Consider the following 24,846-nt stretch of genomic DNA (forward strand, 5'->3'; position numbering starts at 1 on the left):
GTAAACCTCCCTGTTTTAGTGCCACTGGTTTTTAGAGTTTTCCAACCGTTTCTCATGAGTCACCAGGTACTCTCGAGGAGTCAAGTTGTAAACCTCCCTGTTTTAGTGCCACTGGTTTTTAGAGTTTTCCAACCGTTTCTCATGAGTCACCAGGTACTCTCGAGGAGTCAAGTCACCTAGTGATTCATGCGGCCGCTCTTCGTTGTATTCGCGCAGCCAGTTGTCGGTAATCTCTCGTACCTCTGATAGCCGAGAGAAAAGGTAAAAGTCCAATACTTCGTTTCGATATGTCCGATTAAAGCGCTCGATGTAGGAGTTCTGAGTTGGCTTACCCGGCTTGATGAACTCCAGTTCTACGCCATTCTCTTCAGCCCATTCAGCCAGTGCCGTCGAGATAAACTCCGGCCCGTTATCCATGCGTAGCTTCTTTGGATAGCCACGCCAGGATGCGGCTCGATCCAGTGTCCGTATCACTCGCTGAGCAGGTAGGTTCAGGTCTATTTCGATAGCTAAAGCCTCGCGGTTAAAGTCATCAACTACATTGAATGTCCTGAAGCGCCTTCCACAGCGTAAACTGTCGGCCATGAAATCTATCGACCAACAGTGATTTGCCAGCTCTGGTACGCACAGTGGCTCTGGATTTCTGTTAGGCAGACGCTTTTTCCCTTTTCGCCTCAGGTTGAGCTTGAGCAGGCAGTACACACGGTAAACCCGCTTATGGTTCCAGGCGTGCCCTCGGCGCCTCATGACTTTAAATAGCTTTCTAAAACCATACCGAGGGTACTTGTCCGTTAAAGCCAGCAGCACATCGATCACAGGATCATCACGCGAAGTATCGAGCTGATAGTGGTAAACGGACCTGCTCAGGCACAGTGCCTTACAAGCCGCCCTGATGCTCAATCCGTGGGTGCCTCGCAGGTAATCAACGAGTCCGCGTTTAGCTGCTGGCCTCAGAGCTTTTTTTCGATAACGTCTTTAAGCGCTCGGTTTTCCAGACTGAGGTCCGCAAACATCTGTTTGAGTTTCCTATTCTCTTCCTCCAGCGCTTTTAGCCGTTTGATGTCGGATGCTTCCATCCCACCATATTTCGACTTCCAGTTGTAATAGGTACCGTCAGAGATGCCTTGCTCTCGGCAAACATCCTTGACCTTCCGACCGCCTTCAACTGACTTCAAGATCTGTACGATCTGGGATTCCGTGAACCGTGTTTTGCGCATTGTCCGTTCTCCTTTCACATTGCTGTATTATGCCGGAGAACTCTAACTATCAGTGGCACTAAAACAGGGAGGTTTACAATATAGTTTCTAACATTGCTTTGGGGGCAGATAACGCCCCGCCACCGTGTAAGCGATAGACACGGCGGTGGAGTCTCAGTCTGCTCCTTTGCGGGACCCGACAAGCGTACTGTCATACAAGGCTTTTCCCCAAGGGGAACAAACGTTAAACTGTTCCCGAATTACAGCGGAGAAAGAGATATGTTTGGGGCCATTAAACTTGCTATGTTTGATACTAAACTGGCGAACTCGTTAGCAATGATTGGCGAAATGTCGGTACTTCAAGCTAAGCAACTAATTGTCGCTAGTAGAGCGGATTTAAGGGCTCTTCGCGCGGAACTCATGAGGTCAAAGAGGGGAACAGAAAGTTGCCTTGTAGAAATTATGGCCTACTGGGTAGAGGATGCTATTTCTCGGGGCGAAAAAACAACTGCCTCAATTTATGCTTTTGATGTTATTCAAACAATTCGTTCACACCACGGATCGGACAAATTAGCTCTAGACTCTTCGGCCTTGCTTTTAGCTGATGAGGTAACAGACAGCTACGGTGAGGTTCAGCATAAAAAAGCCACATAGAAAAATTAGAAATCCCTAGGTTTTTTCAGTCTATATTCGTCATTCAAACTTGCCAGCTATCATGCCGGCATGGCGGGTCCTAATTCGTACTTTTAGCCTGCGGGTTAAGGCTGCGCAGTATTTGTTTAGTTATAAAACTTGCTAGGCACTTGCTTGCTGGCTTTGGGTTTGCCGGTTTAGGGCGTTTTAAGCATTCTGCAACCCTGGAGCCCCTGCCGCTGGTGGCTTGCAGAAAATAAAGTGGGCCCTCTAGCAGTCACCACGCCAACACAAACCCAGCAAGTGCGCCTGGTACTTCCTGGATATTTCCTTACTTAAAAGTGTTTTAACCACGTGATTGCTGGGCTTCAGAAGGGATGTAGGTAAACCAAGGAAGGAAGGCTTAGGGTAGATTATAACTAGGCAAATACTGCGCTGCTGATACCCTCAACTCGTAAACCTAGAAAGAACCTAGAATTAAGATGCGGAAAGCTAAAAGGCTGTAACTAGCAACACTTTACTAAATTAAAGCTAATCGGTTAGTTCGACTCACACCACTCCTGCATTACTACACAGCAAAATTAAAGCCACACCATCTTCCGCATCACCATTATTTTTAATGCTATTTAACAACCGATTAACTTCATTAAGATCATCCTGATCCATAAGGGAAGAAATATATTCGCTTTGATAATCAACAATATAAGCAATCTGTACTATGAACGCCTGGTATTCCTGCGACTGAGAAACATAATCAACATAATTACTACGATCTTCATTACAACGAACATATGAACTTTCATCTTCTGCTGTGTTTCTTTGTAGAAAGTGTACACACTCGTGAATTATGGGGTCACACCTACCTGACTCTTCAAACCTTAACGGCACTTTAATACGGTAATTATCATAAGCTTTCGATTCATAACCATCGAGCTCGTAGGAGCAATTTGCGTCTACATGGGTATTATCATCATTACCTATCCAATCAAAACCAACCCACCTAACCCCGTTAAATTGATTCCCGTTTTTGTAGTAATCATCAAGGTTTCCACTCTCAATATATGTATCTCTGACACAAAATCCATACTGAGACATATAATTCATAACTATGTCTAAATATTCATCCACAATTTTGACCTAACATAAGCTCTAGTTAAACGGACCTCTATCTCACCATTTACGTAGCCAAGACGAAACGAGCATTTAGCTCTCTAAGTAGCTGATAAGTAGCTGATAAGTAGCTATATATTGAACTCCAAAATCACGACACAGGTTTGGAATTTTAACTTTTTTACTCTGCAAGGGGACTAGAACTTCGTGAGTTACAATAGTTTCACCTTTTGCTGCCGCCCTAGAAACCAGCCAAGGGTCGGCCCCTGACAAAAACTGACTAACATTACTTTGGGTTTTATTTGGCAAGTCCACAACGTGTTGGGCGACCTCAACCATTTTATCCTGCACTTCAGGTAACGACACCGGTAAGAACTGTATTTTCCGATTTGTAACCCATTCAGAGAGCTCATCTCCTTTACCAGCCAGCTCCTCGTAGACACTGGTTATGCTACCTAAAACACCCAATTCATACTGTTGGTCAAGCCATTCCCAATACGCAGGACAAAATTTCATACCGTAGTGTAAATTTTTTGCCTGGATATACGTATTCGCATCAAGAAGGTACATCAAATATCCAACGTCCTAGAATATTTACCAATATTACTAGGCTTCATATTCAATAATTGCCCTGCATCTCTTAGCAAAACCCTCCCGCTCAAGGCCTCGCTAACAAGAGATTTTGAAAACAGTGCACTAACCTGACCTTTTTTAGTCACATAATAACTTGGGCCACCTTTCTGCCTTTCTCGGTTCTTATACTGCTCTTTTAGATCATCTACATATTGCTGGTATTGCTCTAAAGAAATCTTTTTTAAAGATTGGGCTCTTCTTGCAATAACCCACTTGCTCACATGAAACTGAGCCTCCATTAGTGGCAAATTATCCTGCCACATCTCCAATTCTTTCCAAAAATGAAGGAATTCAAGCTTAGGAACTAAAAATTCAGCAGCTACAGCATTACAAACAACTTCTTCACCAAATTGTGTTGTAGGTGCAGCATCAGATATACCACTTTGACCTATCCATATATGAGAAAGCTCATGAATAAGCGTAAAAAGGCGCGCACTTGGTGCATCTGCTTGATTTATAAAAACAACTGGCGCAATAGAATCGTATATAGCAAAACCTCGAAATTCTTTTACAGATAATGGTCGAGTGTAATGCCCCAAATCTGCCTGCCTCATAACAAGCACTCCAATACCCTCTATACGCAGAACTAGCTCCTTAAAATAATCTTCCCAAGACCCTCGCTCAGGATAAAGACCCACGTTCAAAGTATTTCGCATATCCGTAACGATTTCTTCAACAGAAGATCCAGCGTTAAAACGCCCCACATGAGTGTTCTCACCAACACCTTGATCTTGTAAATACTCAAGAAACCATTGCTGTCTGCGCAGCACAATTTGAACCATATCTAGCAGCTCAGTGCTAGGCTCTAACGGTATGTCACCTCCAACAGTGCGAAGGTCCGGTAAAGGTAAAGTCTCTCTTGGAGGCTCGCGCAAAAAAAGATAGCCAAAGGGAATATATGTTTTAGCGGCAAAACTTTGAGCCTGCTTGAACGTAGGAGAAACTTCCCCGCTTTCCCACCCATCTAAGCGATCTTCACTAATATTGAGCTTTTTAGCTAACGCATCAATACTTATCCGAGCTCGTTGTCGAGCCCAGCTAAGTATATCTGGGTTAATGTGTGCGTAAGCCGTGGCCATCTATGTCTCTGCTTTTATTACATTTCAAATTCAGCGTGGTATTTTAATTATCTAGCTGTATATGTCGAGCCAAGAGTTCTTTTAGAAGTGTCACTGAACTAATATTATTGTTATAAGGCAGCCCATACAACTACCATTCATTGCCTTAGGTGGCTTTTTGATGCCTACAAAGCAACCCTCATTTTCAGAGTAATCCCTGCCTTCAAACCTTTGAATTCCAAGAACCTCTCTGTAGCTCTATATAATCATTTAAATATAAGTTTAGCCACTAAGGACCACGACCGTCCAAGCACTTTAGGAACACAGGAAGGAACATAATTCAAAATCATAAAAACCAAATCATTAAATAACAATAGGTTAGCAGCCCTATTCAATTCCCGCCGTCTCCACCATCTTGTAAATAGCCCTAATGAGCCCTCACCGGCCATTAGGGCTTTTTATTAACCCACAACTTTACTATCAAGAAATTAGGGCTGATGTGGGCAATTGCGTACTAACCAACCTTCAAACAGCTTCAAACGTACTCCTTCTCAAGCAGCTGTCCTCATACTCCAGCACATCTTCTCGCCTGTATCTGACCTGGCCGCCCAGTTTCACGTAAATTGGGCCAATGCCCTCAGATCGCCATCGCTCAAGCGTTGCCTCGCTTACTTGCCAACGATTACATAACTCTCTTTGCGTCATAAGTGCTTGATATTCATTCATATTGATTCTCCAGTATATTTTAGTTGAGCAAGTCCCATTTTGGGACTATCATTAACTCTATGAGAATCATTGCCTTATCGACACTGAAAACTTTCTGGGAGGTAAACCCAGAATACATGGATGCGAAAGAGCCTACGCTTGCTTGGTATCGACATGCCTTAGCAGCTGACTGGAGCGCTCCAGCTGATGTAAAGCAGGACTTCAGAAATGCCAGCATCCTCAAAGACGGGCGAGTGGTTTTCAATATTGCAGGTAACAAGTACCGTTTGGTCGTGTGGATCAACTATGCCTATCGCGTGGTCTATATCCGTTTCATCGGTACCCATGCGCAATACGACAAAATTGAAGTGCAAACTATTTAATTGCCCTAAAGGTAGAAACGAGAGGTAAAAATTATGGACATCAAACCGATTAAAACTGATGCCGACTACCGAGCGGCATTAAAAGAAATTGAAAGCCTGATGATGGCAGGCCCGGACACCCCCGAAGGTGAAAAGCTGGATGTCATGGCCACGCTTATCGAAGCTTATGAGGCCAAACATTTCCCTATGGAACTACCTGACCCTGTTGAAGCCATCAAGTTCGAAATGGAACGTAAAGGTTTAACAGTGAAAGACCTCGAGCCCATGATTGGTAAAAGCAACCGAGTCTATGAAATTCTCAATCACAAACGCTCGCTCACGCTAAAAATGATCTGGAAGCTGCACGAGGGCTTGGGTATTCCGGCTGAGTCTCTGATCAAGCCACCGCAAGCGCGTGCATAAGACTGATGGGGTTCAAAGCACAGCCGAGATTGTACTGATCAATCCCAACCGGACACTCTTTCGAGTTGCAGAATGGTTCGCACTAATTAGCGCCGAGGCTTTCCTGTAACTCACAACTCATTAGATTCAGACCATACCCTTAACTGATCAAGAATATCCAAAGCAGAACGCCCGAACTCGGTTAGCTCATAAGTCACCGCTACGGGGCGATCGCTGATTACAGTCCGTATTACCATGCCGCGCCCCTCAAGCTCTTTGAGGCGCTGGTCAATCATTTTCTTACTCGCCCCCCCTAGCATTCTGGTCAGATCATTAAACCGTACAGGCCCATCTTTAAGGTGATAAATGATAGAGCCGGTCCATTTCCCGCCGATGATGCGCATACCTTTTTCAATTGCACAGGGCTCCATACAAGCATCATAAACTTTTTTTCGACCATAACTATCTGTTTCAACACGGCTTTTCATGCATTTACGCTCTTTTTAAATAGGTTACTAAAAGTATACTAATTGATTAGCTGTTATAGGTAACAATATTATACCTATAGAAATTAATTAACCACTTTTCTTTTTTAAAAAGGTCGTTCAAAGCGAGGAAACAAGACATGAGCAACATCTTGATTATTAACGCGCACCACAAATACCCATTTTCAGAAGGTCGTCTAAACGGCGCTTTGGTTCAAATGGCAGATGAACTACTGCAAGCCAAAGATCACCAAACGCGTATCGTTAATATCGATGAAGAATGGGATGTAGAAACTGAGTTAAAAAACCATCAGTGGGCTGACACCATCATTCTTCAAACGCCAGTGAATTGGATGGGGGTACCTTGGACGTTTAAGAAATATATGGATGAAGTCTATACCGCTGGCATGGGGGGGCAATTGTGCAATGGTGATGGTCGCCATGAAGACGCGCCCAAGGAGAATTACGGCGCAGGCGGTACGCTCACTAGAAAAACATACATGCTTTCTTTGACATTCAATGCCCCAAAAGAAGCATTTGATAATGAAAGTGAATATCTGTTTCAAGGTAAAAGCGTAGATGACTTATTTTTACCAATGCATATGAATTTCCGATTCTTTGGTATGGAGTCGTTACCAACTTTCGCCAGTTTCGATGTCATGAAAAACGCCGAAGCTGAAAATGACTTCAAACGTTTCTCTGCTCACATTCAAGAGAATTTTTAATCCAGTCGGGAGCGAGAATTATGAATCTACGATTCAATAAGGCGATTTCGGGCTTGGCATTAGCCTTGATCGTTTCAGTTTCAAGTGCTCAGGAATTTGCCTTAGCGCATGTTGCCTCGCCAAAACACTACAGCATTGTTATGGAGAATGAGCACGTACTGGTACTTAAAATGGTGCTTAAGCCGGGTGAGTCTGATAGCGCTCACCGGCACCATAACGAAACGGTCTACTTTCGAAAAGGAGGCCAGCTAACCATTACCGAGACAAATGGAAAATCCTTTGTTGCCGATGTTCCCGATGGCCATGTGATGTGGCATGAAGCCTGGACACATCAAGTAAGCAATACGGGTAAAACAGAAGTCATCGCCATTATTGTTGAGCAAAAATAGTTAAGTCATCTAACCGAGGAATATTTATGTTTACCTATTATGATGTTGATAATGCACCGGAAAAATCAAAACCATTAATGGAAGCCTCCTTAAAAGGCTTCGGCATGGTGCCTAACCTACATAAAATATTAGCGGAAGCACCTGCCACCTATGAAGCCTATAACACGGTGTTCAACCTGTTTATGAAGCAAACCAGCTTGTCGCCGATCGAGCAGCAAGTGGTATTTATGACAGCCAACTTTGAAAACAACTGCCACTACTGCGTACCTGGGCATACCTGGATGATGCACTCAGCAAAAATGCCGGAAGACGTTATCGAGGCATTACGTGAAGGGACAGAGATACCTGATGCCAAGCTTCAAGCTTTGCATGACTATGCTAAAGCACTACTGGATACGAGAGGGCACATTGGCGATGAAAAACTCCAAGCGTTTATTGATGCAGGTTTTACGAAGCGCCAGGCATTGGAAGTATTGACTGGACTCGCTTCGAAACTTATTTCGAACTTCACTAATGCGCTGGCCCATACCGAGCCGGATGCGGCTTTCCAAAAATACGCGTGGACACACCCATCTCAACGTTAAGTAATAAGCGATGAACACTCTATATAAGGCGGAAGGCAGACATGCTACGTGGCTAGAGCTATTTTTTGATCTGGTCTTTGTAGCGGTCATTGGTGTCGTTACACATGACCTAGCCCATACACACAATGGCATATTGGTCTTGAGCAATTGCTCCGGTTTCCTTTGGTGTTCATCCCTGTCTGGTGGATATGGATGTCCCACACACTTTATGCCAACCGTTTTGACAAAGACAACCGGGAACATCGCCTTGTCAGCTTAATGATTATGAGTCTGATGGTGGTGTGGTCAACGTTTGTTGAAGATAGCCTTGGTCTGGGTTTCGTTTACTTCGCATTGCTTTACGGCGTCGTACGTTTGATATTGGCTTACCTTTATTGGAATATTTACCGAAGTCCAGAAGGCGACGTTGTATTTGCCAAAGATGTTAGCATAGCAATTGGCTTCGGAGCTTTGATGAGTATCAGTTCCGCATTCATCGACAGTTCTTTCAAGTTCATTGTGTTTTATCTTGGAATCGTGATTGATGCAGGATGGCAAATAGCTTTGCGTAAAAAACTGAATTCACATCCAATTGATAGAGCCCACCTTGTGGAACGGATTGGCCTGCTTGCCATCATCATTTTAGGAGAGTCGGTTATCGCCATGGTAGGATCGCTCGATCAAGAACTATGGAATACCATGGACATCGTTTCCGCAGCGACCGGATTCTTATTGATTGGAGCTATCTGGTGGATCTACTTTGACAGTTTCCCAATCCTTGAACGTGCAAAACGCTTAACAACTGGCAACGTATTGATCTTTACTCACCTACTGATCTGTATGGGCTTGTTGGTTTTGGCGAATATGATTCGACATGCCATTTTGGGTGACCTAGATCGGCCAACCTTCGGGCTACTGGCGGTTACAGGCCTGTGCTTGTTCTATCTTGGGAAGCAAATTCCTTACTGGTATGCCTTTCCACCTTGGCGTTCGGCTATCGTTACGAACACAGTTGTGTGTGTCAGTATTACAGTTACCAGCTCTTTCCTCCCCAAAATCGAATATTCACTTATTGGGATGACAGTCGGTATGCTCGTATACGTTCATCTTACCTTCAAACGCATTCTCTCAGTTAACGTAGAAGCATTTTTAGATGAGCATCACTAATCAACTAAACTATTTATAGTATTTAGACGGGAGAGTTATTTATGGCCGACACCTATAATGTCCATTGCGACTGTAAAGCATTGGAAGTTGAGATGATTGGAGCCCCCAAGGTTCACGCCTATTGCCACTGTGAAGATTGCCGAGAGATTTTACAAGTCCCTTTCCATTCAGTACTCGCTTGGGAAGAGCATCAACTCGACTTCACCAAAGGGCAAAGTAATGCTGTTGAATTCCAGCACCCTACGAAAAGGATGAAACGTATTTTCTGTAAACACTGTGGAGACGTGCTTTACAACACGAATGCTATGGGATGGAAACTAGTGTCGCAACACATGTTTAGAAAATGCAATAACGACCAATTACCGAGCAGTTTTAAGTCTAACGCGCATTTTTTCTATGATCGTAGAATCGTTGATATTAACGATGACTTAGCGAAACGATAAGGACAATACGCAGCAAGGTCTTAGGACTCCAAGTGAGTTTTGATGAGCAGAAAAAGGAGGGCAACAATTGTCAACCGAGCTTCTGCTAGCTTCTGACAAATCAGACTCCGAAGCTCCTGCGTAAGCATAAACCCTCGCGAGCTTACTCAAGCTATTGAGGGACTGATTCAGTTGCTATTGCGGGAACCGAACCGGCGCCCTAAGCCACCACCAATACAAAACCTCAACCCGCAAGGGTTGGGGTTTTTTATTGGCCGATTGTGGAGTTGAGCCCGTGGAGCGGGTTCAGCCGAGCCGCTTGCGGCGAGACAACGCCGGAGCCCGCGACGGCGGCCCCGTAGGGATGAGCGGCAACATGACTACTGGAATAACCTCTGTTTTTATAAATCGTATCGACAAGCCGCCAGCCTTTCCCGACCTGAGAACCGATAAATTCCGCACAAGCCATAAATTGGGCGCTGACCGAGTCGAAAGGATCGCGATCGTCTTTTCCTACTGATGAGCGGGAATAGATAGCGCAACGCTTTATAGTTGATTGCTTATTATTATGCGCCATTAAAATGTACTCAGCCTTTATTGGACTGATGCTCAGCCTTCCATGCGGAAAGTTCTGAAGGGCGCAAACCATAGCGAGCCAATACACCCTCATGCAATCGCCTCAACTCTTCGATGACTAACGCTTGTAAATCTTTCTGTTCAGATTCAGGAATTTGCGCTTTAACAGCTTGCTGTATAACAGCATAGGGATCTTGTTCGGGGTTGGTAACAACCAAGTGAATCGTTTGCTTAATAAAATCTCGCCATGTCAGACGCAAGGGATCCGGATCTGCCAAATCCTGCTTAATAGCTAAATACTCTTGCGTGGAACGCTCATAAGCCCACACATAAAGATCACGCAATAATTCGACCCGAGCCATTTCGTACACACCTAGCGTGGCTCGACTATAGGCTTGCTCGGGCACATCAAGAAACGTCAGCGGACAAAGGTTGGCGCGAAACAAAGGTAGATTTGCAGCTAAACGAGAAGTTCGCTTATTGATATCGGCAAATGGCTGCAAATAGGGTAAATGAACCATCATGAAAAAAGACTGCTCAAAGGCATCACTAATTTGGCTGGCTTTATTTAGTGCAAGCTTCAAAGCATCTTCGATTTGTGCCGAAACCGACAGTGGTCTGTAGACGCTCTTGCCAATATCAACAGCGTGCTGGCGAATACGCCCTTCATCCGCCGGGTTGGGCAGCAAGTTTTCTGACAACGCGCTGTGTATATTCATCAAGGTATAGCGATTGAATTCAACTGTATCGATATTCTCGACCAAAAACTCGATAGCCGACTTATGGTTCAAAATCATTTGCGTTTCAATCGCCGCTTTACCCTGAGCTGATCTTCCATGTTCAATCAGTTCGCTAGTATCTAAACGGGAATAGGTATTGCCTTCTAAGTGACTTGAGGCCCACGATAGGTCAATCAACAACCGATTCAAGATGGCGCGAGAGTACGTACCAGCCGGTTCCTGGCTATCCGTAGTTTTCCCCATTTTGTGCAATTGCCGACGCAATGACGCTGACAAATACCAGGTCTTATTGGGCTGATAGGCTTGCAGAAAATCCAATTGGTAACCTACAGGCTTGCGGGCTTCTAACGGCTGATTGATGTAACTTAAAATATCCTGACTGTCTGCAGATATCGGAATGAAAGCAGGAAACGTATCGCCATCGTTTATTTGAATGGCCGATTTTTTCGGAAGTTCCGCGCCAAAATAGCGCCTCCCCCTACCATCTCCGCGAGCAATTACTTGTCCATTTTCAACCAGATTAGCAACTTGCCTCTGAGCCGAGCGTCTAGCTATATCAGGATGCATGACCATGAGCTCTGCCATCGACACTCCATTGGAGGATGCTTTGATGCTGTTCAATAATTCAGAGGTAAATGACATAGTGGCTTGGCGCAATTAAAATTTGTGAATGGCGCAATTATGGCGCAATTTAAACAAACGCGCCACTACAAGAGAACCTTCTGGCGCGATTCTGTCGCAAGCCAAAAACTGGGCGCTGACTGAATCAAAAGGATCACGATTATCCTTCTCCACAGACGAGCGAGAATAAATGGCACTGCGTTTAATGGGCAGCGACTCAGACATACAAATACAAACATTGACAATCTTTGTATTTGAGCCCAGCCTGACCTGTATAAATGTCTACCCTTGGAGGTCACCATGCACGTGTCACTGACACCCGAACTCGAAGCTCGAGTTAAAGCCAAAGTGGAAAGCGGCTTGTACAACAATGCCAGTGAAGTAATCCGGGAGGCATTGCGCTTCATGGATGCTCATGAAGAGTGGGTTCAAGAGGTAAAAATTGCTCTCCTGCGCAAGCAAATCCAGGTAGGAGTAGAACAACTAGAAAACGGGGAAGGCACAGTGATTGACTCGAAGGACGCTTTGAATTCTCTGTTTAACAAACTCAATCCACAGGTCAAAAGCTGATCAAATATTGGCCAACGAGCAATATATTCATATTTGTTACATATGAATATAAGAGGTAAATCATGGCGACTACCAGCTTAAGTTTGGGCGAACATTGGGAAGTGTTTATCAAGAATGAAATTTCTAGTGGTCGTTACGGCTCCGCCAGTGAAGTGGTACGCGATGCCCTTCGAGCCATGGAAGAACGCAAAAGCAAACTAGAGGCCCTGCGCTCACACTTGGCCGAAGGGGCTACTCAGGCAGGTAATGGCGAGTTTGTTGATAATTTCTCAATGGATTCACTCATCAACGACCTGGACGCTGAGTCCTGATGGCCCAAAAAACCAAAATAAAAGTCAGAGCTACTTCCGCGCGCACGCGACGACTTAAAGAATATCGGCAGCTATACAGAGCAAACATGGAGCAAAGCCCAACGAAACCGGTACTTAAAAAGTATTGATGCTCGCTTCCACTGGCTTACTGAAAATCCTCAGCTGGGCAAGCACCGAACGGATATCTGCGAGGGGTACTACAGCTTTCCCGAAGGCCAGCACGTAATCTTCTATCTGACTGGCAGCAACACCATCGATATCTTCGGCGTCCCCCAAAAAGAAATGGACATCGTCAGTTACTTTATAGAAGGCTGATTCCCCGACCTGAAAAGCTCTGAAGCAGCAAACAAAGGCTATTACTAGCCAGCACCGACTGAGCAACTCTCGAACGACTTTTCATATTGATAATCGCCACCCATTTAAAAGGTGCATTATGGAGGCCCTCACTCGTGGTCCCATATTGATACTTCCTGTTAGCGGGTCCAGCTATTACTTGGCCCGGCGAGCGCTTTGGTGAGCCGTGGGGTGCGCATTAGTAGCAACGCTGGACCGCCTCGGTGCTAGAATGCGGTTATTACCACCCCAGTAAGGATACGAACGATGGAACCCGAGCACACACCCAGCGATAACAAGGCAACATTCCAGGCTCTGGAGGTAACCATTCGACTGGCACTGGCCTTTGGGCTGGTGGTTTGGTGTTTCCAGATCCTGCAGCCGTTTTTAGCCACTATCATCTGGGCGCTGGTGATCTCATCGGCCCTGTTTCCGGTATACCTATGGCTAAAACGCAAACTCGGCACCGGCCCGGGGCTCAGCTCGGTGATTTTTACCAGCCTGACCCTGCTGGCACTGATGACCCCCACCCTGATGCTGTCCGGCACCTTAATTGGGTCGGCCAGGGAGTACGCCAACCAACTTCAAAGCGGCTCGCTACAGCTTCCCCCGCCGTCCGAAAACGTGCGCGAGTGGCCGCTGATCGGCGAGAGCCTTTACGACACCTGGACCCTGGCCAGTGAGAACCTCGGTGAAGTGCTGACCAAATTTGAGGAGCCCATCAAGGAGGGGGGACGCTGGCTGATCTCCAGCGCAGCAGGCGCAGGCTTCGGTATCATCCAGTTTGCTGTTGCCATGATTATCGCGGGAGTCTTTCTGGCCTATTCGGACCGGGGTGAACACTTTGCCGACCGGTTGGGCCGGCGCCTGGCAGGGGGGGCTGGGGCTGAGTTTGCCCAGCAAGCCTCGGCTACTGTGCGCAGCGTGGCACAGGGCGTGCTGGGTGTGGCCTTTATTCAGGCCTTTCTCGCGGGCATTGGGTACCTCGCTATCGGGATTCCCGGAGCCGGCCTATGGGCACTGTTGACCCTGATCATGTCGACAGCACAATTCCCCACGCTGGTGATCATTCCCACCATTATCTATGTCATCAGCACCGCGGACCCGGTGGCCGCAGCGGTCTACACCGTGTACGCGCTCTGTGTTTCGCTGGTGGATAATATTCTCAAGCCGATGCTGCTGGGACGGGGTACCGATGCACCTATGCCGGTTATCTTTCTAGGGGCTATTGGTGGCTTCATTCTTTCGGGCATCGTGGGCCTTTTCGTCGGCGCGGTAGTGCTGGTGCTGGGGTATCAGCTATTTATGATGTGGCTCTATCTAGATGCCCCCGAGCTGCGGCCCTGAGCGTGACCGCAGCTTGAGTGGAACCCTGCCAGCTTCCCGCAAGGATGGGCAGAAACAACGGGGCGTATTCAGTTGCTATTAGCCTGGGCGGCAAGCAACTGTGCCAGTGCCTCCAGGCCGCGGTCTTGCGCGTGCTCCATCGCCGTCACCCCCTGAAAATCGGTGATGCCCGCATCAGCACCATGAGCCAATAGCAGGCTTAGAATCTGCTGGTGCCCAGGACCGCCATCGGACAGCAGTACCACCTCCATCAGGGCTGTCCACCCCAGTCGATTCACGTGGTTCACGTCCACATCAGATTGTTCGAGCAGCAGGCGCACCGCCTCGACATGCCCCTTCTCCGCCGCGGGAATCAGCGCCGTACCACCATAGTAATTCAGTATATCGGTACGGGCTCCGGCAGCAATCAGCAGCCCCAATGCATGGGTATCCCCGTGTGCGCCCGCGTACAGCAACGGCGTGGGATCAATCACACCCGCTGCCAACCCCGACTCATAGTGATCGACATCCACTCCGAGCCCGATCAACAGCCTCATCGCCTCGTAAGCTTTGCGGTGGGTTACGCGCAACAACACCGAGCGACCCTGGGAATCAACCTCATCGAGCCGTCCCCCCTGCTTTAGTTGCTCCAGCGCCTGCTGGTCATGGGAGATGGCCGCGTTATATATCGCCGCAAAACGGGGCGACCCACCGCTGCCCCTATCATCGCCGGCCCAGCTCAATGGCAGCCAGCACAGCAGCAGTAACTGAATCCAAACTTGCCCATACTTTCTACCCATCTCCCCTCCCGGCAGCGCTATCAGTGCCACCACCACTTAGTCGGAGTTTAGCAGCCCCCGGTTGACGCACCCTGTCGAATCCCGTGTAATTGGCCCCTCGCCATCGCTCAAGAGCTGTTTGTACCTATGTTTGAAGTACATATCGACCCAACTGCCCCCGCCAGTGCTACAACTCGTATTCGGGTGAACGGTTCAGCACTGGAGCTCCGTACGGCGATTCAGGTGCTGGGAGAGCTGGGCTGGGATAACGAGCTGGCAACCCCCGCAAAGGATGTAAACCAGGATATGGTGCAAGCCGAGTTTTTGGTGGAAACCTCAATGATTGATGAGTTCAAAAAGGACGTTAATGCCCTGCAAGAGGAGCTCTCGTCAAACGGTTCGTAATCGCGACTGAGGGCCAGGGTTTTACATGCCAGAGAAATGCTCACGGGCGATCAATGTTGCCTCTACACGATTGCGCACCTGAAGTTTTTGCAAAATATTGGTCATGTAGTGTTTGACCGTTTTCTCCTGCAACTCCAGTTGTGCCCCCACCTCCTTATTACTGAGCCCCTGCGCTACCAACCGCAAAATCTGCTCTTCCCGCGCAGTAAGCTCCGACAGCGGGTCGTTGATCTGCCGAGAGTTGGACTGCAGGTTCATTTCAGATAGTAAGCGCGCCGCCAGCGAGGGAGACACATAGGAGTCACCGCGGTGCACTTTCCGCAATACATCAGCCAGCTCCGCGCCACCTATCCCTTTAAGAACATAACCCCGTGCACCGGCCTTCAACGCTGCCATTACATCATCATCATTTTCTGAAACCGTCAGCATCACAATTTTCACCACCGGACAGGACGCCGCGATCTGCCGGGCAGCTTCGATGCCGCTACCGGGCATACTGATATCGAGCAGGATCAGATCGGGGAGTAGTGACTGCGCTAACTGCACCGCTTCCTCAGCGCTTGTGCCCTGCCCCACCACATCAAAATCTCCCTGATCAGAGATCGTTTTCGCCACCCCTTCACGATACAAAGGGTGGTCGTCAGCCAGTGCCAGGCGAATCAAGCTCACAGCGTCATGTCTCCTTTATAACCCGATAGATCACACCGCATAAGTACACGAGTGCCCGTATCCGGGCGAGAGTTGATATGCATTTCGCCCCCCAGGCTTTCTATACGCTCGCGCAGTCCCGGCAGGCCGAGGCCGTGGTTCGATTCAGGCCGCAACTCCGGGCTAAACCCCGGCCCCTGATCAGACACCTCGACCTCCAATACAGACCCTTGCCAGCGCACATCAACTCGTTGCCCCTTGCCGGCGGCGTAGCGGAAAGCGTTGCTCAGCGTTTCCTGTATAAAACGATAGATACCTATTTTAAACGGGGTGCCAATATCCTCACTGTCTCCGTCAAAGGTTACCCTCACCTTGGTATCGGTGCGACGCTCATGGGCGTTAGCCACCCGCAACACCAAATCCTTCACCGACAGCGTATCCAATTCCGGAAGCGTAAGCCCCGAGCAGATCGCACGCACATCATCCAGCGCCTCGGCCAAGGAGGAGCTGAGCATATCGATATCCTCCTGTCCGCTCCCCCCCACATCCGGGGGGAGCTGACGGCGCAGGCTGTCGATACGCAACAGCGCAAAAGACATTAGCTGCGCCGGCCCATCATGCAGGTCAGCACTGATCCGGCGCAAATATCGCTCATTGATCTCGGCTGTTCTTTGCGAGGCACGTTGTACCCGTTGCCGCAGATCCTGATTGATCTGCAACAGACGGGACAGGTCTGCTACCTGGCTCGCCTGAGCCTGCCGCTGACTCTCTATGGTTTGATTTCCACGCAATACAATCCCGAACAGGGCACCAAACATGAACAATGTGACAGCGCCTACCACCAGCCAACTGGTTAAGGTCGACCAAAAAAGATGATTACGCAGCGTTTCAGCATTTTCGTAAAACTCCGCAACGGCGATAATTCGACCGGTGCCGCTTTCACGAATCGGACTGTACATCTCCAACAATGTAATACCGGCCGCTCGCTCCAACGCATCCTCCTCATCTTCGAGGGAATCAAACTCCGCCGTTACCTCACCGGCCCAGGCTCGACGCAAGTTTTCTGTTTCAGGGAAGCGTTGTCCAATTATCTCCTGACGAGAACTAAAAGTAACAAGGCCTCGCTCTTTCCATATTTTAAAAGATAATACCCGACGGCTAAGTTCCTCACCGCTCAACAACCCGGACAAGAGCTCGCGAGAATCTCGATTCAAGGAGTCCTGTTGACCCAACTCCTGCACGACCGGCTCGATAAAACTGCTCATAAAAAGCGCCGTCGAGGCAGCTGAGTTGCGCATCACGCCGTCTTTGATCTGCCCACTCACCCAGACCCCGATCAACACCATGCCGGCGAACAGCACAATCGCTCCCATCACCACAAATTGCGATAGCAAGCTGAGGCGATGCCAACGCCTTCGCAAGGGATCGGAGGAGGCCACCATGGGAATTTCCGTTATACGCCTATTCATCAATTCATCGTAGACGCCAAAGCCCACTATGGAAACGGACTTTGGTCTGATCTCTGTTAAGACCTGATGCCGGGTATTTCGCTGGCCCTAGGACCATGGTGAGAATCCTTCGCAGAGAGCACCATGTGTCTCAGGCTGATCAAGTATCCACTGTAGTCTCAGTCCGACACATAACCCCAGGAGGACAGCGACCATGACCATCATTCCACTGCAAGCGAAAGGTTCCGACAACGGTTTCGCCCATGCCATTCCACTGACCCAGCACCGTTTGACCCATGCCAAAGCGGCCTATAGCACACGACACCTGGTGCTGGAGGATGCCCAGCATCTGTTGATCGGCGATCTCAAGCCCGCCTGGGGTGACCTGGTACTTGCGCGGGTCGAGCGTCTTGGTCAGCACCAGCGTATCGAGTTAGGCTGCGGCCGCCGCGCCCACCTGCACGTCGGCGACGAGATTCTGCTTTGCTACGGCGCCCGCTATGCGCCGGATCAGTTTGAAGCCATCGTTCCAAACACCATGGAACCTTGCGACATGGTGGCCGCTGGCGGCGTCGCAGCCCACTGCCGCTCGCGCCACCAGTCGATGAAACAACCCACTCGAATCGACCCCATCGGCCTCCTCGCCGACAGCGAGGGCCAGCGCCTTAACATCCGTCACTACGGTTTGGGGGAGGCTCCCCAATGCTCCCGGCACCCCCCCGCCTACTGCGTGCTGGGAACGATGATGAACGCCGGCAAGACCACGACCGCCGCAATGCTTGTCCGTGGTCTTAAATCCCGAGGCCTTAAGGTAGGCGCTGCCAAGGTGACCGGTACCGGTGCCGGTTGCGACCGCTGGGTGCTTACCGATGCAGGCGCTGATCGCGTTATCGATTTCACCGATCTCGGCGAACCCTCTACCTACAGCCTCCCCCCCCAACGAATCAAAGAGCTTTTTCAACAAGCAGTTGGCCATTTAACGGCCGCGGGTATGGATGCCGTCGTGATAGAGGTCGCCGATGGGTTGCTGCAACAGGAAACCTCTGAACTGATTGAATCAGCTACCTTCCGTGACCGCATTGACGGGATTCTATTCGCCGCAGGCGACGCCATGGGGGCCATTGCAGGAGTGCACAATCTCCAACAACGAGGCTTGGACGTACTCGCAGTGAGCGGAGCCATGACCGCATCACCGCTGGCGACCCTGGAGGCCACAGACGCCTTGAGCGTTAGCGTGGTAACCGCCACTGAACTCTCCAGTGGCCAGTGGCTGCCCCCACTGCCTGGACGCCAACACCCTTTGCAGAATTGGGCATAAGCCATGAAATTGCCCTCCCTCCTTAGCGGACAGCGACGCTGGTGGTTTACCGCCCTGGTGGCTAATGGAATGCTGCAGGCGCTGCTCGCCATCGCGACAGCCATGCTCGTGCAGCGCGGTTTCGATGCATGGATACTCACGCCCGCGTCAAATGACATTAATGGTGCCTACATTCTAACTGCCCTGGTCCTGGTAATGCTGGCCAACGCCCTTCTGCGCTGGCGCGCCCACCTTGATGGAGAACGACTCGGTCAAAACTATGTGCACCATGTTCGCCAGCGCCTGTTTCGACAACTGACCCGGCTGGGCAGTAACGGGGTGCAACACCTGAGCCGCGGCGCCATTATGCTGCGCTTTGTCGGCGACCTGAGTGCAATGCGTAACTGGATAAGCCTCGGATTGGCGCGCCTTACAGTAAGTGGCCTGACCGTGCTCATCGCCCTCGCGGCCCTGGCCTGGATACAGCCGGTCATATCGCTTTCCGTTGGGATAGCCGCCGCCACAGCAACCGGCCTGGCGCTCTTGATGGGACCCGGAATTCGCCACCAGAACCGAGTATCACGACGCCTGCGAGGCCGGATGGCTGCCAACCTCAACGATCGGGTCACACACCTGAACGTCATCACCGGATTTGCTCAACAGCAACGAGAGCAACATCGCTTTTCGCGCCATAGCCGGCAAGTTCAGGAGGCTCTGGTCACCCGCGCCTACCTGATAGGGCTGTTACGCTCACTATCCGAAGCCACCGCAACCCTGGCCAGCCTGTGCACTCTGGTGATCGGTGCCTGGCTATTGCAAGCTGGATGGGCAACTCCGGGGAGTCTGGTCGCTGCCATGGTCGTGACCGGCTTGCTTGCACCGGGCTTGCAGGACATGGGTCGGGTCTACGAATACTGGAACGGTTACCTGGTCGCCCGAGACAAACAGCTACAGATTCTGCGCCTGCGCCCCCCTCGCCACGCCTTGCATCCACTGCCAGCAGGGCCGGGTATTATCAAACTGGAAAATGCTGCACTAGGCCACCGACTACACCCCATCAACCTGCGTCTGGTGCCCGGTGAACCCACCTGCATACTGGGGGCCAACGGCGCGGGAAAATCCACCCTGTTGCGTTTGATTGCCGGTCAACTGAGTCCTGACAAGGGCCGGGTGTTGCTCGATGGAATAGATCTTTCGCAACTCACACCCAGCGCCCGAGCGGCAGGTTGTGCGTTAGTGTCGAGCGACCTTCCACTGTTGCGGGGAAGCTTACGCTATAACTTGTGCTACGGTCTCGAGCGCACGAAAAATGCGGATGAGGCCCTCGCAAACGTAATCTCCCAGTGCCGCCTGGACGCCATTATCCAACGCTTGCCCCAGGGGCTGGATTCACAGGTGTCCGACCAAAACCCCCTGTTATCAAGCGGTGAGATCGCCCGCGTATTGCTGGCGCGGGCGCTACTCTCAGCGCCCCGCGTGCTGCTGCTCGACGAACCCGATGCCAATCTCGATACTGTCAGCCGTGAGGTGCTACTCGACACCCTGCGAGGTTTCCCAGGAACCCTTGTTTTCAGCACCCACAACCCCTCCATGGCGCGCTATGCCACTTTGCACCTCTGTTTGGCGAATGGGAGATTGAAAGCGGCGGGAGAGCTGACGACGCCCCCACCACTATCGATTGTGCATTCCCGGCCGGAACCCAAAACCCTCTCAAACTCCATCGACTAGATCCCCAGGAGAAAATCATGAGTTACTCTACCGTCAAGCAGTTTACCCCCAGCCCTGCTGCGCACTGCCAACAGTTCCTGCACGAGACCCCCGGAGGCTTTAAGTACTACATCGCACTGCCGAAAACGGTCGATGAGAGAACCCGGATACTGGTCAGTGTGCATGGAATATCCCGCAATGCGTCCGAACACCTGGAAGCTTTTGCCCGTAACATCGATACGGACAACTGCGCCATTCTTTGCCCACTGTTCTCTGCCGAAAACTTTCCCGGCTACCAGCGCCTGGGGATCGCACGGAAACGGCACTCAGCTCGACCCGACCTGGCCCTGCATTCCATGTTGGAGCACGCAACCCAACGCTACGGTGTCAGTAGCCAACGTTTCGATCTATTCGGTTTTTCCGGTGGAGCCCAGTTCGCCCACCGTTACGCCCTGCTCCACCCCCACCGGCTCAGGCGCCTGGCCCTGGCAGCCGCTGGCTACTATACCTTCCCCGACCACCAGCAGGAGTTCCCGCGGGGATTACAGCAAAAAAGAGTTCGCCAACCGGTGCGCTGGCAACTAGAAGCCAGCCTGTGTATTCCGATGGCGCTGTTTGTGGGTACGCTGGATAATGAGCGGGACGAATCCTTGCGCCAGGGACCGCTTATCGATGCGCAACAAGGCGTCCACCGTACCGAGCGCGCCGAGCGCTGGGTAGCGGCAACCCGCCAGGCGATATCAAAGCGGGGCTTAACAACCCCGGTTACTCTTACCATGCTGGCCGACTGCGGCCATGACTTCACCCAGTGTATTGCCGAAGGTAAACTCGATCAGGAGCTCCGCTCCTTCCTGAATCGTCCCTTAAGCGCCGCCGTTTCAGCGCCCATCCCACAGGCCCATCCGCGAGAGATGTTGCAGTTTATGCGTTAGCACAACGGCCTTAAAACAGCAGGCGCTCGACGGCCGCCCGAAACCGGGGCTCGTCCGGGCGCACGCGGCTACCGAAGTGTTCCACTACCAATCCATCGCGGTTTACCAGGTACTTGTTAAAGTTCCAGTCTGGCTCACTGGACTGTCGAGCGAGTTCACGAAATACCGGATTACCCTCGCCGGTCACGGGACCCGGCGCAACCATGGTGAAGGTAACGCCGTAGTTTATGTAGCAGACGGTCGCCGCTTTCTCCTCATCCCGGGCTTCCTGACGAAAATCATTACTGGCAAACCCGATCACCACCAGTCCCTTCTGCCCATACTGCTGATGAACCGCCTCCAACCCCTTGAATTGAGGCGTATAGCCACAGTGGCTGGCGGTATTAACAATCAACAGTGGTTTGCCTGCCGCCACCACACACAGGTTGATAACATCCTGGGAGTGGAGCTTTCTCAGGGTATGGTCCAGCCACGGGGGGCATTGGGCGTTGGCCGGGGAAACCAGCAACATCGCCAACGTCAATGATACGAGAACTTTCACGGGAACCTCCTATGGAGTCGTGGTCCGCAGAGATCTATACGCAGCCTCTGCCTCCATGGATCACCCGAAGCTTTACGAAACCCAAGCGTCAATGGGCAGCAACCGGTTCCCCTCCACGCTTTCACCTAGATATCCCCCGCCATGACTCCCGCGACGACTGACAGGGATGTCAGGAGTGCCGATTGCGCAGGAGCAGCTATCGGCCCGCCCGTCCCTTTGATCGCTCCCGCGACCCACAAGGACGTGGGGAGTGCCGGTCTGGCAGGAGCATTGACCGGCCCGTCCATGACTCCCGCGACGACTGACAGGGATGTCAGGAGTGCCGATTGCGCAGGAGCAGCTATCGGCCCGCCCGTCCCTTTGATCGCTCCCGCGACCCACAAGGACGTGGGGAGTGCCGGTCTGGCAGGAGCATTGACCGGCCCGTCCATGACTCCCGCGACGACTGACAGGGATGTCAGGAGTGCCGATTGCGCAGGAGCAGCTATCGGCCCGCCCGTCCCTTTGATCGCTCCCGTCGTCCATGACTCCCGCGATCTACCGTACATCCCTTTGATCGCTCCCGTCGTCCATGACTCCCGCGATCTACCGTACATCCTGTACATAAAAAAACCCCGCACGGGTGCGGGGTTTTCAAGCGATGACCGATAGTTCGGTCAGGCGAGTGGGGGAGCTACATCATGCCGCCCATACCACCCATACCACCCATACCGCCCATGCCACCCATATCTGGCATGCCAGCGCCGGCACCGCCTTCTGCAGGCTTGTCAGCTACCATCGCTTCGGTGGTGATCATCAGACCAGCAACAGACGCAGCGGCTTGCAGGGCTGCGCGAGTTACCTTGGCAGGATCGAGGATACCCATCTCCATCATGTCGCCGTACTCGCCAGTCGCGGCGTTGTAACCGAAGTTACCTTCACCGTTCTTAACGCGCTCAACCACAACGGAGCCTTCGTCACCGGAGTTAGCAGCAATCTGGCGAATAGGACCTTCCAACGCGCGCAGGGCCAGGGCGATACCGGCTTTCTGCTCATCGTTGGCGCCTGCAACTTCGATAGTGGACAGCGCACGAATCAGTGCAACACCACCCCCTGCAACAACACCCTCTTCAACCGCAGCACGGGTTGCGTGAAGGGCATCTTCAACACGGGCCTTCTTCTCTTTCATCTCAACTTCGCTACCGGCACCCACCTTGATCACAGCAACACCGCCGGCAAGCTTGGCAACACGCTCTTGCAGCTTCTCACGATCGTAATCGGAGCTGGACTGCTCGATTTCGGCGCGAATCTGCTCAACACGGGCAGAGATATCCTGAGCAACACCCGCTCCATCTACGACGGTGGTGTCCTCTTTGGTGATGGAGATACGCTTGGCGCTACCGAGGTCGTCAAGGGTGGCGTTTTCCAGGCTCAAACCAATCTCTTCGGAGATCACAGTACCGCCGGTCAGAACAGCGATATCCTGCAGCATCGCTTTACGACGATCGCCGAAGCCTGGTGCTTTAACAGCAGAAACCTTGACGATACCGCGCATGTTGTTCACCACCAGAGTCGCCAGGGCTTCGCCCTCAACGTCTTCGGCAATGATCAGCAGCGGACGAGAGGCCTTGGCTACATTTTCCAGAACGGGCAGCAGCTCGCGAATGTTGGAAATTTTCTTGTCGACCAACAGGATCAGGGGAGTTTCAAGCTCGCAGCTCATGCTCTCCTGATTGTTGATGAAGTAAGGAGAGAGGTAACCGCGGTCAAACTGCATACCTTCAACGACATCCAGTTCGTTGGACAGGCCAGTGCCCTCCTCAACGGTGATGACACCCTCTTTGCCGACTTTAGCCATCGCTTCAGCGATGATGTCGCCTACTTCTTCGTCACTGTTAGCAGAGATAGTACCTACCTGCGCGATCGACTTGGCGTCGGTGCAGGGAATAGCCATCTCTTGCAGGGCAGAAACAACAGCGATGGTCGCCTTGTCGATGCCGCGCTTGAGGTCCATTGGGTTCATGCCAGCAGCAACAGCCTTGAGGCCTTCGTTGACGATGGACTGAGCCAGTACCGTTGCAGTGGTGGTACCGTCACCCGCCTGGTCGTTGGCCTGGGAAGCAACTTCCTTCACCATCTGCGCGCCCATGTTTTCGAACTTGTCTTCCAGCTCGATCTCTTTAGCAACAGAAACACCATCTTTAGTGATGGTCGGTGCGCCGAAAGACTTCTCCAGTACGACGTTACGGCCCTTTGGACCCAGGGTGGCTTTAACCGCGTCAGCCAGTACGTTTACACCGACCAGCATGCGCTGACGGGCGTTATCACCAAATAAAACTTCTTTAGCCATGGTATTAATTCCTTGAAATTCAGTTAGCTATCGTTGCGAAACCGTTATCGGGAGGGTCTTCTTAAGACTCCAGCACACCGAAAATTTCGCTTTCGTTCATGATGATCAAATCTTCGCCGTCAACCTTAACGGTGTTGCTTCCGGCATACTGACCAAATACGACCTTGTCGCCTACCTTGACGCTCAAGGGACGCAGCTCGCCACTTTGCAAGACAGCGCCGGTACCGACAGCAACAATCTCACCTTTGTTAGGCTTTTCCGCAGCGGATCCTGGCAGCACGATGCCACCAGCCGTGGTGGTTTCCTCTTCCTGACGACGTACAACCACACGGTCGTATAACGGACGAATATTCATTGATGTTTCTCCAGTGTTTTCCAAAATGCTGGTAGACCAGCAACCGTTTAATGTCTGCTTCCGGAGATTCCGGAAAGG

General features: G+C 50.8%; 29 protein-coding genes and 2 pseudogenes. 17 read left to right on the top strand and 14 right to left on the bottom strand.

The window, feature by feature from the left end; translation table 11 throughout:
* Positions 1-102: 102 nt before the first annotated feature.
* A protein-coding gene (locus tag ACP3PW_RS00805) for an IS3 family transposase (RefSeq protein ID WP_426414750.1) occupies positions 103-1,217 on the bottom strand; the annotation gives its coding sequence in 2 pieces (ribosomal slippage) (positions 103-965 and positions 965-1,217; 1,116 coding nt in all).
* 258 nt (positions 1,218-1,475) lie between these two features.
* Here ACP3PW_RS00805 and ACP3PW_RS00810 point away from each other — a divergent pair.
* Positions 1,476-1,850: a hypothetical protein gene (locus tag ACP3PW_RS00810; RefSeq protein ID WP_426414751.1), complete on the top strand. Its 375-nt coding sequence runs from the start codon at positions 1,476-1,478 to the stop codon at positions 1,848-1,850.
* A 528-nt stretch (positions 1,851-2,378) separates the two neighbouring features.
* Here ACP3PW_RS00810 and ACP3PW_RS00815 read toward each other — a convergent pair.
* The 4 genes from ACP3PW_RS00815 to ACP3PW_RS00830 form a co-directional block, all read right to left on the bottom strand.
* Entirely contained in the window at positions 2,379-2,957 is a 579-nt protein-coding gene (locus ACP3PW_RS00815) for a hypothetical protein (RefSeq protein WP_426414752.1), read from the bottom strand.
* A 75-nt stretch (positions 2,958-3,032) separates the two neighbouring features.
* On the bottom strand, positions 3,033-3,509 hold the full coding sequence (locus ACP3PW_RS00820; RefSeq protein ID WP_426414753.1) for a DUF4411 family protein: 477 nt from the start codon (positions 3,507-3,509) through the stop codon (positions 3,033-3,035).
* The gene (locus ACP3PW_RS00825) at positions 3,509-4,651 is read right to left on the bottom strand and encodes an ImmA/IrrE family metallo-endopeptidase (RefSeq protein ID WP_426414754.1); all 1,143 of its coding nucleotides are present in this window, start codon (positions 4,649-4,651) and stop codon (positions 3,509-3,511) included. The genes ACP3PW_RS00820 and ACP3PW_RS00825 overlap by 1 nt, the downstream gene beginning before the upstream one ends.
* Positions 4,652-5,155: 504 nt before the next feature.
* Entirely contained in the window at positions 5,156-5,356 is a 201-nt protein-coding gene (locus ACP3PW_RS00830; RefSeq protein ID WP_426414755.1) for a helix-turn-helix transcriptional regulator, read from the bottom strand.
* A gap of 59 nt (positions 5,357-5,415) precedes the next feature.
* Between ACP3PW_RS00830 and ACP3PW_RS00835 the strand changes: the two genes are divergently transcribed.
* Positions 5,416-5,718, top strand: a complete 303-nt coding sequence (locus ACP3PW_RS00835; RefSeq protein ID WP_426414756.1) for a type II toxin-antitoxin system HigB family toxin — start codon at positions 5,416-5,418, stop codon at positions 5,716-5,718.
* 33 nt (positions 5,719-5,751) lie between these two features.
* The gene (locus ACP3PW_RS00840) at positions 5,752-6,120 is read left to right on the top strand and encodes a helix-turn-helix domain-containing protein (protein WP_426414757.1); all 369 of its coding nucleotides are present in this window, start codon (positions 5,752-5,754) and stop codon (positions 6,118-6,120) included.
* 110 nt (positions 6,121-6,230) lie between these two features.
* Here the strand turns inward: ACP3PW_RS00840 and ACP3PW_RS00845 are convergent, their stop codons facing one another.
* Complete coding sequence (locus tag ACP3PW_RS00845; RefSeq protein ID WP_426414758.1) at positions 6,231-6,587, bottom strand: winged helix-turn-helix transcriptional regulator; 357 nt, start codon at positions 6,585-6,587, stop codon at positions 6,231-6,233.
* Positions 6,588-6,724: 137 nt separating this feature from the next.
* Here ACP3PW_RS00845 and ACP3PW_RS00850 point away from each other — a divergent pair, with 137 nt between their 5' ends.
* The 6 genes and pseudogenes from ACP3PW_RS00850 (at position 6,725) to ACP3PW_RS00875 (ending at position 9,871) form a co-directional block, all read left to right on the top strand.
* Positions 6,725-7,309, top strand: coding sequence for an NAD(P)H-dependent oxidoreductase (locus ACP3PW_RS00850; RefSeq protein ID WP_426414759.1), 585 nt, complete (start codon positions 6,725-6,727; stop codon positions 7,307-7,309).
* 20 nt (positions 7,310-7,329) lie between these two features.
* On the top strand, positions 7,330-7,698 hold the full coding sequence (locus tag ACP3PW_RS00855) for a hypothetical protein (protein ID WP_426414760.1): 369 nt from the start codon (positions 7,330-7,332) through the stop codon (positions 7,696-7,698).
* Positions 7,699-7,724: 26 nt separating this feature from the next.
* Complete coding sequence (locus ACP3PW_RS00860; protein ID WP_426414761.1) at positions 7,725-8,282, top strand: carboxymuconolactone decarboxylase family protein; 558 nt, start codon at positions 7,725-7,727, stop codon at positions 8,280-8,282.
* 10 nt (positions 8,283-8,292) lie between these two features.
* Positions 8,293-8,388, top strand: a pseudogene (locus ACP3PW_RS00865) (hypothetical protein); the annotation flags it as partial.
* A gap of 26 nt (positions 8,389-8,414) precedes the next feature.
* Positions 8,415-9,428 (top strand): low temperature requirement protein A, encoded by a 1,014-nt coding sequence (locus tag ACP3PW_RS00870; RefSeq protein ID WP_426415895.1) that lies wholly within the window; start codon positions 8,415-8,417, stop codon positions 9,426-9,428.
* A gap of 41 nt (positions 9,429-9,469) precedes the next feature.
* Positions 9,470-9,871, top strand: a complete 402-nt coding sequence (locus tag ACP3PW_RS00875; RefSeq protein WP_426414762.1) for a GFA family protein — start codon at positions 9,470-9,472, stop codon at positions 9,869-9,871.
* Between the two features lie 247 nt (positions 9,872-10,118).
* On the opposite strand, the gene ACP3PW_RS00880 is transcribed toward ACP3PW_RS00875, so the two are convergent.
* Positions 10,119-10,427, bottom strand: coding sequence for a hypothetical protein (locus ACP3PW_RS00880; protein WP_426414763.1), 309 nt, complete (start codon positions 10,425-10,427; stop codon positions 10,119-10,121).
* Between the two features lie 10 nt (positions 10,428-10,437).
* Positions 10,438-11,751: a Fic family protein gene (locus ACP3PW_RS00885; RefSeq protein ID WP_426414764.1), complete on the bottom strand. Its 1,314-nt coding sequence runs from the start codon at positions 11,749-11,751 to the stop codon at positions 10,438-10,440.
* A 336-nt stretch (positions 11,752-12,087) separates the two neighbouring features.
* On the opposite strand from ACP3PW_RS00885, the gene ACP3PW_RS00890 reads away from it, so the two are divergent.
* From ACP3PW_RS00890 to ACP3PW_RS00905, 4 genes and pseudogenes are all read left to right on the top strand, one after another.
* Complete coding sequence (locus ACP3PW_RS00890) at positions 12,088-12,357, top strand: type II toxin-antitoxin system ParD family antitoxin (protein WP_426414765.1); 270 nt, start codon at positions 12,088-12,090, stop codon at positions 12,355-12,357.
* Between the two features lie 62 nt (positions 12,358-12,419).
* Positions 12,420-12,668, top strand: coding sequence for a type II toxin-antitoxin system ParD family antitoxin (locus tag ACP3PW_RS00895; protein ID WP_426414766.1), 249 nt, complete (start codon positions 12,420-12,422; stop codon positions 12,666-12,668).
* A gap of 42 nt (positions 12,669-12,710) precedes the next feature.
* A pseudogene (locus tag ACP3PW_RS00900) lies at positions 12,711-12,983 on the top strand (type II toxin-antitoxin system RelE/ParE family toxin); the annotation flags it as partial.
* A gap of 285 nt (positions 12,984-13,268) precedes the next feature.
* Positions 13,269-14,348 carry an AI-2E family transporter gene (locus ACP3PW_RS00905; protein ID WP_426414767.1) on the top strand — a complete coding sequence of 360 codons (1,080 nt, stop codon included), beginning with the start codon at positions 13,269-13,271 and terminating at the stop codon, positions 14,346-14,348.
* A gap of 68 nt (positions 14,349-14,416) precedes the next feature.
* Here the strand turns inward: ACP3PW_RS00905 and ACP3PW_RS00910 are convergent, their stop codons facing one another.
* A complete protein-coding gene (locus tag ACP3PW_RS00910) occupies positions 14,417-15,127 on the bottom strand; it encodes an ankyrin repeat domain-containing protein (RefSeq protein ID WP_426414768.1) in 711 nt (236 codons plus the stop codon).
* 126 nt (positions 15,128-15,253) lie between these two features.
* Between ACP3PW_RS00910 and ACP3PW_RS00915 the strand changes: the two genes are divergently transcribed.
* Complete coding sequence (locus ACP3PW_RS00915; protein WP_426414769.1) at positions 15,254-15,511, top strand: hypothetical protein; 258 nt, start codon at positions 15,254-15,256, stop codon at positions 15,509-15,511.
* 21 nt (positions 15,512-15,532) lie between these two features.
* Here the strand turns inward: ACP3PW_RS00915 and ACP3PW_RS00920 are convergent, their stop codons facing one another.
* Both ACP3PW_RS00920 and ACP3PW_RS00925 read right to left on the bottom strand, forming a co-directional pair.
* The gene (locus tag ACP3PW_RS00920; protein ID WP_426414770.1) at positions 15,533-16,180 is read right to left on the bottom strand and encodes a response regulator; all 648 of its coding nucleotides are present in this window, start codon (positions 16,178-16,180) and stop codon (positions 15,533-15,535) included.
* Complete coding sequence (locus ACP3PW_RS00925) at positions 16,177-17,601, bottom strand: sensor histidine kinase (protein ID WP_426414771.1); 1,425 nt, start codon at positions 17,599-17,601, stop codon at positions 16,177-16,179. The genes ACP3PW_RS00920 and ACP3PW_RS00925 overlap by 4 nt, the downstream gene beginning before the upstream one ends.
* A gap of 220 nt (positions 17,602-17,821) precedes the next feature.
* Between ACP3PW_RS00925 and ACP3PW_RS00930 the strand changes: the two genes are divergently transcribed.
* From ACP3PW_RS00930 to ACP3PW_RS00940, 3 genes are read left to right on the top strand one after another with little or no spacing between them, the layout of a single operon-like run.
* Positions 17,822-18,925, top strand: coding sequence for a hypothetical protein (locus ACP3PW_RS00930; RefSeq protein WP_426414772.1), 1,104 nt, complete (start codon positions 17,822-17,824; stop codon positions 18,923-18,925).
* Between the two features lie 3 nt (positions 18,926-18,928).
* Complete coding sequence (locus ACP3PW_RS00935) at positions 18,929-20,632, top strand: ATP-binding cassette domain-containing protein (protein ID WP_426414773.1); 1,704 nt, start codon at positions 18,929-18,931, stop codon at positions 20,630-20,632.
* Positions 20,633-20,649: 17 nt separating this feature from the next.
* Positions 20,650-21,543, top strand: coding sequence for a hypothetical protein (locus ACP3PW_RS00940; RefSeq protein WP_426414774.1), 894 nt, complete (start codon positions 20,650-20,652; stop codon positions 21,541-21,543).
* A 10-nt stretch (positions 21,544-21,553) separates the two neighbouring features.
* Here the strand turns inward: ACP3PW_RS00940 and ACP3PW_RS00945 are convergent, their stop codons facing one another.
* The 3 genes from ACP3PW_RS00945 to ACP3PW_RS00955 all read right to left on the bottom strand — a co-directional run bounded on the left by ACP3PW_RS00945 (position 21,554) and on the right by ACP3PW_RS00955 (position 24,768).
* Positions 21,554-22,084: a glutathione peroxidase gene (locus ACP3PW_RS00945; RefSeq protein WP_426414775.1), complete on the bottom strand. Its 531-nt coding sequence runs from the start codon at positions 22,082-22,084 to the stop codon at positions 21,554-21,556.
* Between the two features lie 673 nt (positions 22,085-22,757).
* Complete coding sequence (gene groL, locus ACP3PW_RS00950) at positions 22,758-24,413, bottom strand: chaperonin GroEL (protein WP_426414776.1); 1,656 nt, start codon at positions 24,411-24,413, stop codon at positions 22,758-22,760.
* A 61-nt stretch (positions 24,414-24,474) separates the two neighbouring features.
* Complete coding sequence (locus ACP3PW_RS00955; protein WP_426414777.1) at positions 24,475-24,768, bottom strand: co-chaperone GroES; 294 nt, start codon at positions 24,766-24,768, stop codon at positions 24,475-24,477.
* Between the last annotated feature and the right edge of the window lie 78 nt (positions 24,769-24,846).

This window comes from Aestuariirhabdus sp. LZHN29 (genome assembly GCF_049985285.1).
Classification (GTDB): Bacteria; Pseudomonadota; Gammaproteobacteria; order Pseudomonadales; family Aestuariirhabdaceae; genus Aestuariirhabdus.